13 protein-coding genes are annotated in these 17,953 nt (G+C 69.0%); 7 read left to right on the plus strand and 6 right to left on the minus strand.

Features of this window, described 5'->3' with window-relative positions; genetic code table 11:
* Nucleotides 1-252 precede the first annotated feature (252 nt).
* The 3 genes from FG323_RS14135 to FG323_RS14145 form a co-directional block, all read right to left on the minus strand.
* Nucleotides 253-3,963, minus strand: a complete 3,711-nt coding sequence (locus FG323_RS14135) for a hypothetical protein (RefSeq protein ID WP_141455356.1) — start codon at nucleotides 3,961-3,963, stop codon at nucleotides 253-255.
* Nucleotides 3,964-3,976: 13 nt separating this feature from the next.
* Nucleotides 3,977-10,537, minus strand: a complete 6,561-nt coding sequence (locus FG323_RS14140) for an Ig-like domain-containing protein (RefSeq protein WP_181444245.1) — start codon at nucleotides 10,535-10,537, stop codon at nucleotides 3,977-3,979.
* Nucleotides 10,538-10,636: 99 nt separating this feature from the next.
* Nucleotides 10,637-12,796, minus strand: coding sequence for a DUF11 domain-containing protein (locus FG323_RS14145; protein WP_141455358.1), 2,160 nt, complete (start codon nucleotides 12,794-12,796; stop codon nucleotides 10,637-10,639).
* 351 nt (nucleotides 12,797-13,147) lie between these two features.
* Here FG323_RS14145 and FG323_RS14150 point away from each other — a divergent pair, with 351 nt between their 5' ends.
* Together FG323_RS14150 and FG323_RS14155 are read left to right on the plus strand one after the other, a co-directional pair.
* Nucleotides 13,148-13,501 carry a helix-turn-helix transcriptional regulator gene (locus tag FG323_RS14150; RefSeq protein WP_141455359.1) on the plus strand — a complete coding sequence of 118 codons (354 nt, stop codon included), beginning with the start codon at nucleotides 13,148-13,150 and terminating at the stop codon, nucleotides 13,499-13,501.
* 44 nt (nucleotides 13,502-13,545) lie between these two features.
* A complete protein-coding gene (locus FG323_RS14155; protein WP_141455360.1) occupies nucleotides 13,546-14,007 on the plus strand; it encodes an isoprenylcysteine carboxylmethyltransferase family protein in 462 nt (153 codons plus the stop codon).
* Here the strand turns inward: FG323_RS14155 and FG323_RS14160 are convergent, their stop codons facing one another.
* Nucleotides 14,008-14,349: a metalloregulator ArsR/SmtB family transcription factor gene (locus tag FG323_RS14160; RefSeq protein WP_141455361.1), complete on the minus strand. Its 342-nt coding sequence runs from the start codon at nucleotides 14,347-14,349 to the stop codon at nucleotides 14,008-14,010.
* Nucleotides 14,350-14,417: 68 nt separating this feature from the next.
* Between FG323_RS14160 and FG323_RS14165 the strand changes: the two genes are divergently transcribed.
* From FG323_RS14165 to FG323_RS14180, 4 genes are all read left to right on the plus strand, one after another.
* Entirely contained in the window at nucleotides 14,418-15,305 is an 888-nt protein-coding gene (locus tag FG323_RS14165) for an MBL fold metallo-hydrolase (RefSeq protein ID WP_141455362.1), read from the plus strand.
* 5 nt (nucleotides 15,306-15,310) lie between these two features.
* Nucleotides 15,311-15,721: a YeeE/YedE family protein gene (locus FG323_RS14170; protein ID WP_141455363.1), complete on the plus strand. Its 411-nt coding sequence runs from the start codon at nucleotides 15,311-15,313 to the stop codon at nucleotides 15,719-15,721.
* Nucleotides 15,718-16,140, plus strand: a complete 423-nt coding sequence (locus FG323_RS14175) for a DUF6691 family protein (protein WP_141455364.1) — start codon at nucleotides 15,718-15,720, stop codon at nucleotides 16,138-16,140. The genes FG323_RS14170 and FG323_RS14175 overlap by 4 nt, the downstream gene beginning before the upstream one ends.
* Nucleotides 16,141-16,248: 108 nt before the next feature.
* Nucleotides 16,249-16,497, plus strand: a complete 249-nt coding sequence (locus FG323_RS14180; protein ID WP_141455365.1) for a hypothetical protein — start codon at nucleotides 16,249-16,251, stop codon at nucleotides 16,495-16,497.
* Nucleotides 16,498-16,510: 13 nt separating this feature from the next.
* On the opposite strand, the gene FG323_RS14185 is transcribed toward FG323_RS14180, so the two are convergent.
* Nucleotides 16,511-16,882 carry a VOC family protein gene (locus tag FG323_RS14185; protein ID WP_141455366.1) on the minus strand — a complete coding sequence of 124 codons (372 nt, stop codon included), beginning with the start codon at nucleotides 16,880-16,882 and terminating at the stop codon, nucleotides 16,511-16,513.
* Nucleotides 16,883-17,121: 239 nt separating this feature from the next.
* On the opposite strand from FG323_RS14185, the gene FG323_RS14190 reads away from it, so the two are divergent.
* Nucleotides 17,122-17,499, plus strand: coding sequence for a hypothetical protein (locus FG323_RS14190; RefSeq protein WP_141455367.1), 378 nt, complete (start codon nucleotides 17,122-17,124; stop codon nucleotides 17,497-17,499).
* Nucleotides 17,500-17,560: 61 nt separating this feature from the next.
* Here the strand turns inward: FG323_RS14190 and FG323_RS14195 are convergent, their stop codons facing one another.
* A complete protein-coding gene (locus FG323_RS14195) occupies nucleotides 17,561-17,911 on the minus strand; it encodes a hypothetical protein (RefSeq protein ID WP_141455368.1) in 351 nt (116 codons plus the stop codon).
* Between the last annotated feature and the right edge of the window lie 42 nt (nucleotides 17,912-17,953).

Below are 17,953 nucleotides of genomic sequence, written 5' to 3' on the forward strand. Positions count from 1 at the left end.
TTCCCCCGCTTGCGGGGGAAGGTTGGGATGGGGGCCGCTTTCAGCGGTGCAAGCAGTGCGTGCGCGTTCGCCCCCACTCCGGCCCCTCCCCCGCAAGCGGGGGAGGGAGCGGAATCCGTGGCTCATTCGTTTCCCCGCAAGCGGTATCGCCCCTTCCCCCGCCTGCGGGTGAAGGTTGGGATGGGGGCACCACGGAACTGCCGTGCGGCGGCGGCTGGCTGGAGAGGGGATCACCAGGCCGCCGACCGCACGTCAGTAGTACCCGGTGATGTTGAGGAACCAGCCTTTGTGGCGGTAATCGAGTTGGGTCAGGTCGCCGCTGAAGTCGGTGAAGTTGTAGCCCACGCCGACCTTGAAGTTCTCCCGGATCTGGCGGTCCAGCCCGATCAGCCAGCCGCGCCGATCGCCGCCGTCGCGGACTTTCAGCCAGCGGTATTCGGCCAGTCCGTCCCAGCGTCCGATCAGGTGGTAGCGCGCCTGCAACGCGGCGAAGTCGGTGCGGCTGTCCAGCCAGTTGCCGGTGCCGCGCCCCATCCGGTAGTCACCCCAGCGCCCGGCGAGCTTGCCCGCCAGTTGCCAGCGATCGCCCAACTGCGCCGTGCCCTCGAACGACAGCACGTGCGAACGCTGGTCGTACAGGTCCGCGTCTTCCTGGCCCGGCGAGGCGCGGTCGTACAGGTAGGTGTACTTGCCGAATGCGGCCCAGCGGGTGTTGTCATGCGGACGCCAGGCGAAACCGAGGTTGGCTTCGGCCAGGCGCGCGCCGGCGGCGGGATTGAGATCGTCGTCGGTATCGGCGTAGTTGGCGCGCAGCGCCAGCCGCCAGTCCTCGTTGACCCGGTAGAACAGCCGGTTGGTGGTCACCCACTGGGTGCGCTGCTCGGCACCGCGATCGCGGCGGTACTCCAGCTTGCTCGACCAGTCGGTGCGCGCGTCGGTGCGGCCGCCGCTGACGCTGTACGCGCGTCGGTCGACCCGGCCGTCGCGCGCGTCCAGTTCGCCGTCCATCACGGTGAAGCCGAGGTTCCAGCCCGGTGCCGGACGGAAATCCAGGCCGAAGGTGTGGACGATGCCGTCGCCGTCGCGGCGGTTGTCGCGCACGTATTGGCTTTCGTTGTAGACGTTGACCTGGTTGTTCAGCCGCCAGCGCTGGCCGAGGGTCCAGCCCGATTGCAGCGCGGTGTCGAACAGCCCGTCGCGTTCAGTGCGGTCGGTGCTGTAGTTATAGGCGCCGTAGAGCGTATGGTCCGGACCCAGCCGGTATTCGGCGTCCAGTTTTCCGCCGTGGCCGCGGCTGCCGCTGCTGACTTCGGCGCCGATGCTGGAGCGATCGCCGAACAGGTATTTGCCGCCCACGGTGAGCAGGTTGTTGCGATCATAGCGGCCGGAATCGTCGTCCAGCGTGTACTGGCCGACGCCGTAGAGTTCCCACTTGTCGCCGAAGCGCTGGCGGTAGCTGAGCGCCAGCAGGGTGGCGTCGGCATCGCGGTTGGCGTCGCGCTCGCGCAGTTGGCGCAGTTCGCCGCCGAAGCGCCCGTCCCCGGTGATCTGCCAGTCGAAGGTCAGCTGCGACTGTTCCAGTTCCTGCGCGCCATGCGAGGCGTGGCTGTAGCGGCCATACAGGGTGAAGTCGGCGTTGAGCTGGCCGGTGAACTCGGCGCCGTATTCCTCGATCACCAGGCCGGTGTCCTGGCGGCCGATCGAGAAGCCGGCATCGACGTCGCGCCACCAGGCGCCGAACGACCATTCTCGCCGGGTCCAGCCCAACTCCTGCAGGTTGGCGCGCGCCTCGATCATGCGCGCGTCGCCGGAGCGCGCGCCGGCGATCGGATTGCGCTGGATGAAACTCAGGCCGCCGTTGTCGGAATAGAAAATCGGCGCGACCGTGGACTCGCTACGGGTGGCTTCCATCCGCAGGTAGGTACCGCGGCCGGCCTGCAGGGTCACGTCCGCACCCTTGAGCGAGTAGTCGTCGCCGCTGCGGTTCTCGTCGACGTAGGTGGCGCCGATGGCGACATGATCGCCCAGCCACTGGCGTCCGCGCAGGCCGACGGTGGCGTCGTCGGAGTCGAATCCGGAGGGCACGTACTCGTAGTCCACCAGCAGCACCTGCCGGTAACCGTCCAGCGGGGTGTCGCGGGTCAGCGTGCGCACGTTCTCGCGGGTGATTTGCGAGAGCGCGCGGGTCAGGAACAGGCGGCCCTGCAGATCGTCCATCTCGTAGTCCACGCCCGGTTGCAGGCTGACCCGCGCCTCGACCCGGCCGGTGGTGGGATCGCGCACTTCCATCACCACCTGTTCGGATCCGGGCAGCACGTCGGTGTGGCGCAGGTAGTACAGGCTGCCGCCGGTGCCGAGGAATTCGGTGTGGCCGAGCGCGGTGCGCGCCTCGGCGCCGAACACCTTGAGCAGGCTGCGCGGATCGCCCAGCGCGGTCGCCGAGCGGGAGCGCCAGTGCAGCGCCGCGCCGTACAGCGCGCGGTTGTACTGGGCGTACTCGGTGCCGGTGAAGCCGGTGGCGTAGTTGCCCCACAGCGCCTGGTTCTGATCCCAGTCCAGGCGCAGGTACAACTTGCCCTGGGTGTCGACGTCGCGCCACGTGCGCGAATCGTCGCCGTACACCGGGTAGTACAGATCCGGATCCAGGCGCCGGAAGATGTCGGTCGGGCGCGCATCCAGGAAGCCGTCGAACAGGTGCTCCAGATCGTTCTCCCAGGTGTCGGCCTGGGCGGTGAGCAGGTAGCGCCCTTTCCATTTTCCCTTGGCGTAGAACGCCAGCCGGCCCTCGCGCAGGAAACCGTCGTCCTGGCGGATGTCGCCGGCCAGCGCATCCAGTCCCCCGCTGGCATCGTTGCTGGACAGGGTCAGGTCCGCCAACGCGGCGACGAAGGCGTAGCGGCCGCTGACATCCACCTCCAGCGGGGTGTCGGCGAGCACGCCCTGCGAGGACTTCACCTGCACCTGGTAGCGATGCGTACCCACCGGCTGCAGGAACTCGGCGACGAACTTGCGTTCCTGGTCGACCGGGAAGGATTGTCCGTCGATCACCACCTGCATGCCTTCGGGGATATCCCGCCCGAGGATGCGAACGCGTGAACCGTACACCGGGATGTTGCGCAGGCGCAGATCGCTCTTGCCGTAGATCGACTCGATGATCTGCACCGACTCGGCGGTGGCCGCGTCCAGGGTGTCGGCATGACTGCGCTGCACCTCGTCGCGCAGCACCTGCGCGCCGCGGGCGTAGTCGCCGGGCGTGACCAACTGGATGCGGCGCGGATGGGTCTCGTCGAAGCTGCCGTCGGCGGCGCGGGCGCGCGCCACGTATTGCAGTACGTCGCCCGCCTGCAGGCGCAGGCCCGCCGGCAGCGCGCCATCCCAGCGGGTGTCGGTCACCGCGCCGACCGGCAGATCGACGGTGGCGAGCGGGGTTACCCGGTCGGCGTCGTCGCCGCGATAGATCACCACCTCCAGCCGGTCGTAGAACGCGGCGTAGTTGCTGTAGGCGTGGAAGCGCAGCGGTTGGGTGATGCGGCCATCCTCGAACGGTGCCAGCGAGCCGGCCTGCACGTTGAGGATGGGCAGGCCCAGGGTGGGATCCTCGGTTGCCCAGAGGGTGCCGCCCTGTGGGAGATCCACGGTGAAGCGGCCGGTGATGCGCGCCTGGTCCTCGGCCAGCACCTGGCTGGTGCCGGCATAGCTCTGCGCGGTCACCGTTTCCACCCGACGGTTCCGCTGCAGCGCATCGCCGTCCTCGCCGGTCGCGGCCGGCCGGTCCTCGCCGTAGGCGCTGATGCGGAACAGGCTGCCCTGGGCGCTGGCGCAGCCGTCCGCGTCGCAGTGCAACGGCGACGGCGGTGCATCCGGTGCGGACGACGGCGTGGTCGATTGCGCGCTGGCGGCACTGGCAAGCAGGCCGCACAGGGCCAGGGCGACGCGGCTCGGAACGTGTTTGCTGATGTCCATGGTCATGTCCCCCTCAGCGTCCTTCCCCGCGTGCCGCGGTCGGTGTGGGTGGCCCGGTTTCCACCCGCAGGCGCGAGCGCGCCGCCGGCGAAAGCAGCGCGGCCAGCGCCCCGGCCACCGCGTCGGCGCGATCGCGGCTCAGGCGCAGGTTGTGTTCCTGCGTACCGCGCGCGTCGGCGTGGCCGGCGATGCTCACGATCACTTCCGGGCCGCTTTCGATCCGCTCCGCGATCGCCCGCAGCAGCGGTTGGTATTGCGGACGGATGCCGGCGCTGTCGGTATCGAACAGCAGGTTGCCCAGCCCGATGTCGCGATCCAGGGTGACCAGCGCGGTGCGGCCGTCCACCTGGGTACGCAGTTCGATCGCGGTCGCCCCGCGCAGATCCGGCGCAAGCCGTGCATCCAGCGCGGCCCGCACCGCGGCGGCGCGGTGGAACGCCAGTACCAGCCCGTCGGCCTGCGCGGTGATGATCACGCGCCCGCCCCGGCCTTCGCGCAGGCGTCCGGCGATGCGTTCGAACAACGCCGCGTGCTCGGCCGGAACCTCAGCGCTGCCATTGGCGAAGAACACCTGTCCCAGATCGATTTCCACCTCGCCGGTGCCGCCGCCCAGCGGCATGCCCGGCACCTGCACACCGAAATCGAAGCGCACCGGCACGCCGGGGGTGATGCGCAGGACGCGCGGGTTTTCGGTGGTGAAGCGGCTGCCCGGCGGCAGGGTCGCGGTGTCGACCTTGATCAGGAAATTGCGCCCGCGCGCCCAGCGACCGCCGTCGATGCCGGCCAGGTGGAAGCGGCCGTGGCGATCGGTCTCGATCAGCAGGCCTTCGACCGTGCCCAGGCGCACCCCGGGCAGGCCGCGTTCGCCGTCGTCCTGGCGGCCATTGCCATTGGCGTCGTGGAAGACGCTGCCGATGATCAGGCTGTCGTCCAGCAGGGGATCGCCGGTGACTTCCACGTCGGCGGTGGCCTCGTTGCTCAGCGCGGCGCCTTCGTCGTCGCGGACGATGGCGCGGTTGGTGTGCACGCCCGGACCGACGCCGGCGCCCACCCGCAGCACGTAGATCACGGTCGCGCTGCGGCCCACCGCGATGTCCAGCGCGCCTACCCGCAACGGGCGGGCGTTGGACAGGGAACCGGCGGCGTCGCCATCGATGACCTGCAGCGATTCGGGCACCATCACGAAACCCTCGGGCAGGCGATCGAGCAGGCTGACCTGTTCGGCGTCGGCCTCGCCGACGTTGTCGATGCGCAGGGTGTAGCGGACCAGATCGCCGATGCGGGCGGTACGCTGCGCGGCGGTCTTGCTCAGGCGCAGGACCACCGGTTCGGCTTCTACCTCGATCTCGACGGCGGCCTGGGCACATACCGGCGTGGGGACCGACACATCGCATACGCGGTACTCGAACCGGTCCTGGCCCACGTAGCGCGGCGTGGCGGTATAGGTGCAGACGCCCTGCGCGCAGGTCACCTGGCCGTGCGCGGGGGCGACCGCGACGGTCAGGGAAGCCGGATCCAGCGGCGCGTGGCTGGCCGTGTCGTTGGCCAGTACCGGGATGGCCACCGGCGCCTGGCGCGCGCGGGCCTGGTCATCGACCGCTGTGATGACGTTCGCCAGCACCGTGACGTTGACGGTGGCGGTGGCGCAGTTGGTGGGGACAGCACGTTCGCAGGCGTCGTACTGGAAGCTGTCGGCGCCGCTGAAGTAGCCGGTCGGCGTGTAGCTCACGCTGCCGTCGGCATTCACCGCCACGGTGCCGTGCGCGGGCGTGGTGAGGTTCTGCACCAGCAGGCGGGTCGCATCGGAGGGCGCACCGGCATAGCTGTCGTTGGACAGCACCGGTATCACCAGCATCGTTCCCTGCGGGGTTTCGCCATTGTCGTCGGCCGCCGCGATCGCGGTGGCGTTGACGACTATCGTGACGGTGGCACTGTCGCAGCTGGCGGGATTGATGGCGTCGCACAGCGTGTAGGTCAGGGTGTAGCTGCCGCCCGGCGTGCCGGCCGCCACATCGATGCTGCCGTCGGCGTTGAGGGTCAGCGGCCCCTGTACCAGCGGGGCCAGGATCACGCCCGGCGGCGCGGCCGCGCCCCCATCGTAGTGATCATTGGCCAGCACATTGAGCACGCCGGTGGCGGCCACGCCGCCGGGAATCGGAGGCGCGGTGTCGTCCTGCGCATCGATGGCCGGCAAGGCCACCACCAGGCTGGCGGTGGCGCTGTCGCAGTTGGCGGGGTTGAGTCGTTCGCACAGGCGGTAAACGACCGAGTAGGTGCCCGCCGGCGTGCGCGGCAACACGGTCACCGCGCCACTGCCGGCTTGCAGCTGCACGCTGGCATGGCTGGTGGTGGTCTGGCTCAGCACGACCCGGGCCGGATCCACCGCCACGCCGTTGAGCAGATCGTTGGCCGCGACATTGGCGATCGCCTGCCCGCCGGCCACGGATCCCACCGCGGAAGGCGCGGTGTCGTCCACTGCGTCGATGGCCGCGGCCTGCACCTGCACGGTCACCGTGGCCTGGTCGCAGTTGGCGGGATTGAGCACTTCGCACAGGCGATAGGTCACGGTGTAGCTGCCGGCCGGCGTGCCGGCGGCGACGTCCACCTGGCCGTTGGCCTGCACGGTCAGCGCCGGATCCGCGGACAGCACGGTGAAGACCACGTCCGCCGGTGGCGCGGCGGCGCCGTCCAGGGTGTCGTTGGCCAGCAGGTTGACCACGCCGGTGGCGCCGGTGAGGCCGTTGACGGGGCCGGCCGGATCATCGATCGCGTCCACCGCCGCGGGATTGACCGTGATCGACGCGGTGGCGCCCGCGCAATTGGCCGGTGCGGCGATCTGGCAGATCGTGTATCCGAGCGTGTAACTGCCGGCCGGCGTTCCCGCCGCCACCGTCACCGCGCCGCTGGCGGTATCCAGCACGATGCCGGGGTGCGAGGGCGCGGTCGTCTGGGTCAGCGTGACGTTGGCAGGGGTCGGCGTTGCGCCGCCGAGCTGATCGTTGGCGAGCACGTTGGCGATCGCGGTGCCGCCGCCGCGGCCGGCGGCCGCGCCGCTGTCGTTGCCCGCGCTGATCGGCAGCGGGCCGGCGGCCACGGCGACCGTCACCGTGGCGGTGTCGCAGATCGAGGGAGCCGCGAGCGAGCACAGGGTGTAGGTGAGGGTGTAGCTGCCGGGCGGCGTACCCGCGGCGACGATCACGTCGCCGTTGGCGCCCAGGCTCAGCGGGGGCGTGGCGGTCGCGCTCACGGTCGCGTTCGCGCCGGATGCGGTGGCGCCGTCGACACTGTCGTTGCCCAGCACATTGCCGGCCACGCCGCCGGCGGTGCCGTTGGCCAGGCTCAGGCCATCGTCCTGCGCGTCCACCACCACCACCTGCACGCTGATCGCGGCGGTGTCGCAATTGCCCGGATTGGCGGTCTCGCAGATCGTGTAGTTCGCGGTGAGCGTGCCGGCCGGCGCACCGGGCGCGACCGACAGCACGCCGTTGGCATCGACCGCCAGCGGCGCGGCCGCGGTGCTGGTCAGGGTCACGCTGCCGGGAGTGACGGCGCCGCCGTTGAAGGTGTCGTTACCCGTCACGTTGGCGACGCTGGCGTTGCCGGTCGCGCCATTCACCACGTAGGGGCCGTCGTCGATCGCGTCGATGGCGGCCAGCACCTGCACGGTGACCGTCACCTGCGCGCTGTCGCAATTGGAGAGGTTGCCGGTTTCGCAGATCTGGTAGCTGGCGTTGTAGATGCCGGCGGGCGTGCCCGCGGCGACCGAGACCACGCCGTTGGCGTCGATGGCCAGCGGCGAACTCGCGTTGGGCGTGAACACCACGTTGGACGGCGTGACCGCGCCACCGTCGAGGCTGTCGTTGCCCAGTACGTTGCCCGCGTTGGTGCTGCCGGCGACGCCATCGATCGGACCAAAGCTGTCGTCCACCGCGTTCAGCGCCGCGTCGGCGATCACGGTGACGCCGATCGTGGCGGTGTCGCAGATGGACGGATTGGACACCTGGCAGATCTGGTAGCTGGCGGAATAGTTGCCGGCGGCGGTGCCGGCGGTGACCGTCACATTGCCGTCCGCGCCAATCGTCAGCTGCGGCGTATTGGTCGGCGTGAGCGTGACCGCGGTGGTGGCGAAGGGCGCGCCGTCGAGGCGATCGTTGGTCAGGACGTTGCCGGCGATGCCGCCGATGCCGCCGTTGACCGGTCCCAGGGCGTCGTCGACGGCGTCGAGCGTGCTCACCGCGACGGTGACCGTGGCGGTGTCGCAGTTGGCCGGATTGACGACTTCGCAGAGGTCGTAGCTGGCGGAATAGCTGCCGGCCGGAGTTCCCGGCGCCACCGAGACGGTACCGTCGGTGCCGATGGTGACCGGCGCCACGTTGTTCGGCGCCACCGTCACGTCGGTGGGCGTGACCGGCGCACCGTTGAGAGTGTCGTTGTCGCGCACGTCGCCGGCGGCCGCGCCGCCGGTGGCGCCATTGACCGGACCGAGTGTGTCGTCGACCGCGATCAGGGTGCCGGCGGCGACGGTGACGGTGATGGTGACGCTGTCGCAGATGGACGGATTGGCGACCTGGCAGATCTGGTAGCCGCCGCTGAGCGGACCGGCCGGCGTGCCCGGGGCGATGGTGACGCTGCCGTCGGGCGCGATGGTCAGGGCCGGGCCGCCGCCGGTCTGGGTCAGGGTGACCGCGCCGGGCGTGGCCGGCGCGCCGTCGACGAAGTCGTTGTTGAGCACGTTGCCCGCCGAGGTACCGGCTGGTGCCGGACCCAGCGCGTCGGTGACCGCGTCGATGGTGGAGACCGTCACGGCGACCGTGGCGGTGTCGCAGTTGTCCGGCAACGCGGCTTCGCAGATTTGATAGCTCGGCGTGTAGGTGCCGGCTGGCGTGTTCGGCGCGACGCTTATCGTGCCATCGGCCGCGATGGTGACCGGCCCCGCGTTCGTCGGCGTGAGCACGATGTCGCCCGGCGCCACCGGCGTTCCGTTGAGGGTGTCGTTGTCGAGCACGTTGCCGACAGTGGGATTGCCGCTGGTGCCGTTGATGCCGTTGTAGGCGTCGTCGTTGGCGATCAGCGTGCCCGGCGCGATCACGCTGATCTGCACGCTGGCGCTGTCGCAGACGGTCGGCGGATCCAGATAGCAGATCGTGTAGGTGGTGGAGTGGGTGCCGGCGGCGGTGCCAGCGGGCACCGTGATGCTGCCATCGGCGTTGAAGACGATTTCCGGCGTGCTCACGCCGGCCAGGCTCACCGTGGCCAACGAGGCCGGGCTGCTGCCGCCGGCGCTGTCATTGGTCAGTACGTTGATCAGCGAGGTGGCGCCGGTGGTGCCGTTGACCGGGCCGGCCACGTCGGCGACCGCGTCGATCGCCGCGACCACGCGCACGGTGGCGGTGGCGGTATCGCAGTTGGCGGGCACGGCGGTTTCGCAGATCTGGTAGGTCGCCGAATAGGTACCCGGCGCCGCGGCCGGATCCAGCGTCACCGCGCCGTCGCCGGCGATGGTGAGCGGACCGCTGGGCGTGGAGGTGAGGGTGATCAGCGCGGCAACCACCGGTGCGCCGGCGAGGGTGTCGTTGTCCAGCACGTTCGCGGTCAGCGCGATGCTGCCGGACGCCTGCGCGGGCAGCGTATCGTCGACCGCGTTGATGGTCGCCGTGGCGTTGACCGTCACCGTGATGGTGGCGCTGTCGCAGTTGCCGGGATTGGCGTTCTCGCAGATCTGGTAGGTCGTGGTGTAGGTGCCGTTCGCCGTGCCGGGCGGCACGTCCACCGAACCGTCCGCGTTGACAATCAACTGCGCGGTGCTGACCGGCGTGAAGGTGATCTGCGCGGGAATCACCGCCGCGCCGCCGAGCGTGTCGTTGGCCAGCACGTTGACCACGTTGGCCTGGCCGACGATGCCGTTGATCGGACCCGCGCTGTCGTCCACCGCCGCGATCGGGCGCGCCGCGACCGGCACCGGTGGCGTGGTGTCGGTGTTGTCGGCGGGATCGGGATCGGTGGTGCCGGCCGGCGGGGTGACGGTGGCGGTGTTCGCGCCGATGGTGGATGGCGTGGTCTGCGGCGCCGTGCCGGTGACCTCGACGGTGACGGCGCCGGCGGCGCCGATGTCGAGGACGAGCGCGACGTTGCCGGTGCCGCTGCCGGCGCTGCAGGTGGAACCGGCGCTGGCGGAGCAGGTCCAGCTGACATTGGTCAGTTCGGCGGGAACGGTGTCGGCGAGGCTGGCGCCGAGGGCGGCCGAGGGGCCGGCGTTGGTGACCGTGATCCGATAGGTGACGGTGCCGCCGGTGACTACCGGGGAAGCGGTCAGCAGGGTCTTGTCGAGGGTCAGCGCGGCCACCGCCGCGAGGGCGTTGGTGTCGGTGCCACTGTTGTTGCCCGCCTGCGGATCGGTCACCGTCGGCGGCAGGGTCACGGTGGCGGTATTGCTCAGGTTCGCCGGATAGGTCTGCGCCGATACGCCGCTCGACAACAGCCATCCCAGCAGTACCGCCGCGCCGCCGGCCGCGCGCCTGAAACCGGCGGGCGACGGGATCCGGGTCTTGGAGGTGGTTGGCGCTCGACTGTCCATATGGCGTTCCTCGCGGTGGCTTGCGGCGCCGGGTGCGCGGGCAAGCGGGTCGTGCGGGTGGATTCGGTGGTGCGATGCCGACGGCATCGGGGCGCGCGGTCAGTACGCCGCGGGGTCGGCGCTGAAGGTGACCGGGACGGTGATCGTCGCGGTGCCCGTCGCATCCAGGCTCACGCTCAGGGTGATGACCGCGTCCCCCGTCGCGCCGCCGCTGGCCGGACAACTGCTGCCCGCGCCGGTGGCCGTGCATGTCCACGGCGCGGATAGTCGTGCGCCGTCGGGCAGGGTGTCGTTGACCACCACGCCGCTGACCGCGTCGGGTCCGGCATTGCTGACGGTGATCACGTAGCTGGCGCTGCCGCCGGGCGTATAGCTGCCCTGGCTGTCGGTCTTGCTTACCGACACGTCGGCGCGCAGCGCGCGGGTGTTGGTGATCCGGCAGGTGATGCTGACCGGATCGGCGCCGGCGGCCGGCGCGGTCAGGCTGAAGCTGGTGCCGCTGCCGGAACTGATCGCCGTGCCGTTCTGGTCCGTGCACGCCCAGGTGGTGGTGTAACTGCTCAGCAGGGTGCCGGTGCCGGCGGTTTCGGAAAGGTCGTAGCTCAGACCGGGCGTGGTCAGGGCGGGCGTGGTGGTGCCGTTGTTGCCGACATCGCCGACGGTCGCCACGGAAGTACCGGCCTGGGAAATGCTGAGATTGAAGCGGCCCGGGTCGGTGGTCGGCGCGAGGATTTTCGCCAGCGCCAGGGTGGCGACGCAGGAGCGGGTGACGCCTTCGACGGTGAACACCGCGTTGCCGACCCGGATGCCGAGCAGCGCGAGCAGATTGTCGACCAATCCGCCGAGCAGCGTGGTCAGCACCGGCTGCAGGATCGGAACCACCGCGCCCTGCAGGGTCGCTTCGACGGTGTCGACGATGGTGTCCAGTATCGGGGCCAACGCCGGTGGCAGCGCGATCACTACCGGCGGCAGCGGGAATGGCGGTATCAAGGTGACGGTCGGGGTTCCGCGGCTGACTTCGATGTCCAGGTTGTTGAGCAGATCCACGATCAGCGTGCCGGCGCTGACGGTGCCGCTGCTGGCGGTGCGCGTCTGCGGATACGGCGCGTTGACGGTGAAGGTGCGCAGTTCGGGCGAGCCGGTCGCGGCGGCGCGGCCGGTCACCGTCAATGGCACCTGTACGTCGATCAGGCCGACGCCGAGAAGATTGAGGCGGAAACCGAGCTGGAGGTTGTTGATGACCACCGGCGAGACATCGGCGTTGGTCACCACCCGCGTGCGATTGAAGAAGATGCCATCGGCGATGGTGCCGACATAGAAGTTCACCAGGCCGGGCCGGGCCTGGAAGGTCACCGCGCCGGCGACGTAGTCGATGGCGGTGATGGTGCCCTCGGCGCGCGCCACGTCGGCGTACAGCTGCAGCTTGAGCACATCGGCGGTCAGGGTGATGTTGGTCAGCCCCAGGCCGGCTGCGTTGAGCGCGTTGATGATCGCCTGGGTATTGAAACCCTGCAGCACATCGACATTCATCTTGATGCGGATGGCGCTGCTGTGGAACGAGGTGCCCTGCGGGCCGCAGACGATCACCGGCGGTTCCACCACCTGCAACCACAGCTGCAGGTTGGCCAGGCCGGTCAGGCCCAGTGCCGCGGTGTTGACCGTGATCGGCGTGGGCGTGGTCAGCACGTTCTCGAAGTTGTAGAGCTGGGCCGAACCGGTGATCAGGTCCAGCAGGTCCAGATCGATGTCGGCCAGCGATCCCTGCGGCAGGCTGATCTGCAGCAGATCGCCCAGCTGGAACTGGCCGGTCAGGCCGGCGACGTTGAGCGGCAGCAGGTTGAGCGCGTTGGCGGCGGCCGTCTGTCCGTCGGCCTGCAGCACCTGCACCATCGCCAATTGCAGCTGGGCCAGGGTGATGTTGGTGCCGAGCACCTGGCTGGTGTCGCTGATGCCCAGGTTCAGCCCGAGCTGCGTGATCAGCGCATTGAGGTTGATGTCGGCGCCGGCAAGCGCGTTCCAGTCCAGCACCGACAGATTGACGGTGGTTCCCGGCAACAGCGTTTGCAGCAGCAGGTTGAGCACGGGCCCCTGGGTGCTGTCCACCGACACCAGCCGCGGTCCGGCGGAGATGCAGGCGCCGGTGGTGCAGCCGGTCTGCGCCTTCAGCGGCGCGGGCACGAACGCGATGGCGGTGATGGCCAGCAGGGCGGCCATGACGATGCGGCGGGCAAAGCGCCGCGCAAACCCTTTCGTATCCATCAAACTACCCCCCGTAGTCGATGTCCAAATCCGTCTGTAAGCGTTTTCTTTTTCTTGGATTCCGGATTACGCCTGCGGCGATCGATCCGGTGTGCGGACAACGCGACGTGGGTCGTTGATAGATGGGCGCGCTGTCGTTACATTCCCCGGCGTCGTTACTAATGCGTGACCGTCGCGTTGGCAACGCGGGAGGAACGTCATTGCAGTAAGCGCCACTTGCCAGTCACTGCATTTCGCGCCGTTTCACATTGGTGCGAGAGGGGAGGCAAGCGGAACCGGTCAAGTTTTGGGCAGTGTCACTTGTGGGGCAGCAGCACTGACTTTTGGTCCCATGCGGGAAAGGAGTTCCTGATGATTCCGATGGCATTGCGCATCAGACGCGCGCGCGTGCTGGCAAACCTGTCGCAGGCGGAGCTCGCGCAGCGCGCGGGCGTAAAGCGGAGCGCGGTCACACAATGGGAGCGCGAGGGGGGCACCCATCCCAGTCTCGAGCACCTGACCCTGATCGCCGTCGCGACCCACGTACCGTTCGAATGGCTGGCGACCGGCCGTGGGGAGGCGGGCAACCATCCGGTGTTCGAAGTGCCAGCGGCGGCGTCCGGCCAGGTGCTGGACGACGTGGAGGCCCGGGTCCTGGTATTGCTGCGCCGGATGCCGGTACGCAAGCGGCAGGCGATCTGCGCGTTGCTGGAAATGCTGGTATAGGGAAGCGCGGCCCCGACCGGGTGCCGCCTGCCCCCGGAACCCGCATGCTCCACGTACTGGAAACCCGCGTCCCGCCACCTGTCGTCCTGTTGTTCGCCGCCGCGATGATGTGGTGCCTGGCGAACATGTCGCCCGCCTCGCTGCGTTGGCCTGGCACGGGATGGTTGGCGGCCGTGCTGGGCACGGCGGGACTGGCGCTGAACCTGGTGCCGAAGTGGTGGTTCGGCCGCGCCGGCACCACGGTCAACCCGATGCGTCCACAGGCGACAAGCCGCCTGGTGGTCGCTGGTCCGTATCGCTTCAGCCGCAATCCGATGTACCTGGGCCACGCGTTGTTGCTGCTGGCCTGGGCCAGCATGCTCGCCCAGCCGTTCGCGCTGGCCGGCGTGGGGCTCTATCTCGCCTGGATTACCCGGTTCCAGATTCTTCCGGAGGAACGGATGCTCGCCGAGCGGTTTCCCGATGCCTACCCGGCCTATCGCCGGCGGGTCCGGCGCTGGCTGTGATCAGCGGCCGCGGCGTGCGCGCGAGGCGCGCGCGACCGGAGCGCAATAGGCGTCGTACAGCGCCCGCATGACGCCGAACGCCGGCCCCGGCACGGGCGAGTAGAGGATCGATTGCGCCACCCGCCGGTTGCCGACCAGTCCCGCTTCGCGCAACACCGCCAGGTGCTGGGACAGCGCCGACATCGACAGCCCGGTCAGGCCCTGCAGATCCGACACGCTCGCCTCGCCCTCCATGATTCGGCACATCACCAGCAAGCGGGCGGGGTGCGCCAGCGCCTTCAACAGGCCGGCCGCGTCCTCCGCGTGGCTGGCCATCCGTTGCATGTCATGGGAGGAAGGCATCGGCTTGCACCTTATTTAAGACGATGCTAATTTAGCAAATACTTGAATAATATCGCAAGGGGCAGGACATGCTCACCACTGTCACCCATCCACGCGTCGAGAGTTTCTTCCACGCCGACACCAGCACCTTCAGCTATGTCGTGTCCGCGGGCGCCGATGGCGGCACGGCCATCGTCATCGATCCGGTGCTGGACTACGACGCCACGAGCGCCCGCACTTCCACCGCCTCCGCCGACGCGATACTCGGGTACATCCACCAGCATCGCCTGGAGGTCGAATGGATCCTGGAAACCCATGCGCATGCCGACCATCTCAGCGCGGGCGGCTACCTACGCGATGCGTTGAATGCACCGCTGGCGATCGGTCGCGGCATCGTGCAGGTGCAGGCCCGCTTCAAGACGCTGTTCGGGTTGGGCGACGACTTCGTCGCCGATGGCGGCCAGTTCGACCGCCTGCTCCAGGACGGCGACCGCCTGGATGCCGGTGGACTGGGCGTGCGCGTCATCGCCACGCCCGGACATACCGACGACAGCCTCAGCTACCTCATCGGCGATGCCGCCTTCATCGGCGACACGATGTTCGCGCCGGAAACCGGCACTGCGCGGGTCGACTTCCCGGGCGGGGATGCCCGCAAGCTGTACGCCTCGATCCAGAAATTGCTTGCGCTGCCGCCGGAAACGCGGGTGTTCCTGTGCCACGACTATCCCGCCGGGCGCGAGCCGCGCGCGGAGAGCAGCGTCGCGGCACAGCGCGACGGCAACATCCACGTCGGCAACCGGCGCGGCGAAGACGAGTTCGTCGCCCTGCGCGAAACCCGCGATGCGAGCCTGCCGGTACCGCGCCTGATCCTGCCGGCGTTGCAGGTGAACATCCGTGGCGGCCGCCTGCCGGAGACCGATGCCAACGGCATCGCCTATCTGCGCCTGCCGATCAACCAACTGGGCCGTCCTTCGTGAGCGGGATGTCCGAGGCGTTGCTGGGCGGCGTGTTGATCGGCCTGGCCGCCACGGCGCTGCTGCTTTTCAACGGGCGTATCGCGGGCATCAGCGGCATCGTCAATGGCCTGGTCGGGCAGGGCGCGGGTGAACGCGGTTGGCGGATCGCCTTCCTGCTCGGGCTGGCCGGCGCCGGCATGCTGGTGATGAAACTGACCGGACAGGCCTCCGCATCGCCGGCCACGACGCCGGTGCTGGTGCTGGCAGGACTGCTGGTGGGCTTCGGTACCCGGCTGGGCAGTGGCTGCACCAGCGGGCACGGGGTGTGCGGGCTGGCGCGGCTGTCGTTGCGTTCGCTGGTGGCGGTACTGGTGTTCATGGCGGCGGCGGTGCTCACCGTGTTCGTGACCCGGCATCTGGCGGGAGGCGGGGCATGAAGCGCTGGTTCGCCGCGCTGCTGGCGGGCGCGTTGTTCGGCGCCGGCCTGGCGCTTTCGCGCATGACCGATCCGAATGTCGTGATCGGCTTCCTCGACGTGGCCGGCGACTTCGATCCGCGCCTGGCGTTCGTGCTGGCGGGTGCGGTCGCCACCACGGGGTTGGCGTTCCGTCTGGTGTTGCGTCGCCGGCGTCCGTTGCTGGCGGATCGTTTCCGCCTGCCGCTGTCACACGCGATCGACCGCCGGCTGGTGGCCGGCGCGCTGTTGTTCGGCATTGGCTGGGGATTGGCCGGCTACTGTCCGGGGCCCGCGCTGGTCGGTGCCGCCGCGGGCGTGGACAGCGCGTTGATCTTCGCCGCGGCGATGCTGGCGGGCAGCGCCCTGCAGGCGATGACGGCGCGACGGCGACCGGCGTGACATCGAAAACGTGCCATCGCTGGCACGCTGCTTTGCGCGCGGGTTGTTGCAATGATGGCCCGGGCTTCTAGACTTGGGGATTCCAACCGGTCGATGGATGGCGAAGCGATGAACGATGTGATCCTGCTCTACGGTACCAACGACTTCGAGCGCGAGCGCTGGGACGATCTTCCCGAGCTGGTCGAGCGCCGCGGCCTGGTGCTGTCGCGCAAGGCCGGACCACGCACGCCGCTGCCGACCGATCACGACTGGGAGCCGGTTTCGATCTACGCCTCCGATGATCTGACCGAAGAAGAGTTCCAGGAGCTGTACGAAGCCAACCGCGCGCACGTCACCGAACTGAACCTCAAGTACTGAATCCCGCGCCGGTTCACGCCCTGGGCTTGAGCTGGTGCAGCAGGATCGAATTGCCCTCGCTGTCCTCGCACACCGCCATCCGGCAGACCGGGCTGTGGATGACATCGCTGCGAAACGGTACGCCGCGATCCTCCAACTGCCGCATCAGGCTGTCCAGATCCTCCACCTCGAACGCTATCGTGCCGCCCGCGGTCGCGCTGGGCTGGTCCTCGATGAAATTGGTCAGTGCCAGGCAACCGCCGCCCGGCAGATCGTATTCCACCCAGTACCTGTCACCGTGATTGCCGACCGAACCGGCGCGCAGGCCCAGTGCGTTCTCGTAGAAGTCGCGGGCACGCGGCACATCGCGGACGGGATACATGGTGAACGCCACTTTCTTCAGCACGGGAGACGCCTGTCGGTATCGGCGGTCGGTGGTGGAAGGTCTTGATGACCACGTGAGGGCCGACGCCACGATACGCGTACCGGGCTCATCCGCGAACAGCGTCACGCAAGGCGCGCGCATTTCCGACGAACGGTCTCGCCGACGTCCGTTTTTTGGGCGTCGAATGCGTTGTTTCTGCTGATTGCTGTCATGTTGGACGCGGATATTGGGGGTGTCCGCCGGAGAAAGGAGGCAGAAGGATGCTGTTGCAGGGACTCACCCCGGAAAGCAAGTGCGAAGTCATCGACGTCGAGGCCGAGCTGCAGCGGTGGCAGCATTGCGGCCCGATGGCCGGCCATCGCGATCGGGCGTTCAGGCGTTTCGAGCCGACGTTCCGTTTCGCCTACGACCTTTATCTGCAGTGGCATCGCGAACCGCTCGATGCATTGGGCGATCGCATCGAAGGCGCCTACGAACGCCAGTTGCCACCCTGCGATCGCCTGGATCGCGAAACCGTGATGACGATCGTGGCCGCGGTGTGGGAACGCATGGGAGGACGACTCCAGGCTTGCCGTGTTCCCGCCACGGCGCGCGCGCGCTCCCGGCCGGAGACGCGCCAGCCGCCGCCGCCGGTCTGAGCGCGTCGGGGGATAACGCGTCGAAGTGGGAAAAGGAGGAGGAAGGTCTCTTCCTCGCGTCCTACCGCGACAGCCAGCGCCAGGTTTCGTGGATCAGCATGCGCGCCACCGGCCACGCCGCGGCGGGCGGGCTGGGCAGGCGGTCCCACTGCATTTCCAGATCGTCGTCCGCCGCTGAATCGGCGCGCCCCGCGTGGCTGGCGTGCGTGGCCAATCCAAGCGCGTAGGCGCGGCACGCGTCGTTCCAGTCCAGATCCGGATGCAGGCGTATCCGTCGCTGGAAGTCCTCGCGGCTGAAGGCTTCGAAGTCCTCGGGAATGTCGGGCGGCTCGTCGAAGACGAGGCAGGCGGCGACCTGCTGGCTCGCGCGCTCCAGGCTGGCGGGACCGTACGGACTGCGGAGGTATTCCATGGGGGGACTCCGTCGGGTTTGCACCGATTGTCGGCCCGGTTG

Origin of the sequence: Pseudoxanthomonas sp. z9 (genome assembly GCF_006542425.1) — a bacterium.
In the GTDB taxonomy this organism is placed as follows: domain Bacteria; phylum Pseudomonadota; class Gammaproteobacteria; order Xanthomonadales; family Xanthomonadaceae; genus Pseudoxanthomonas_A.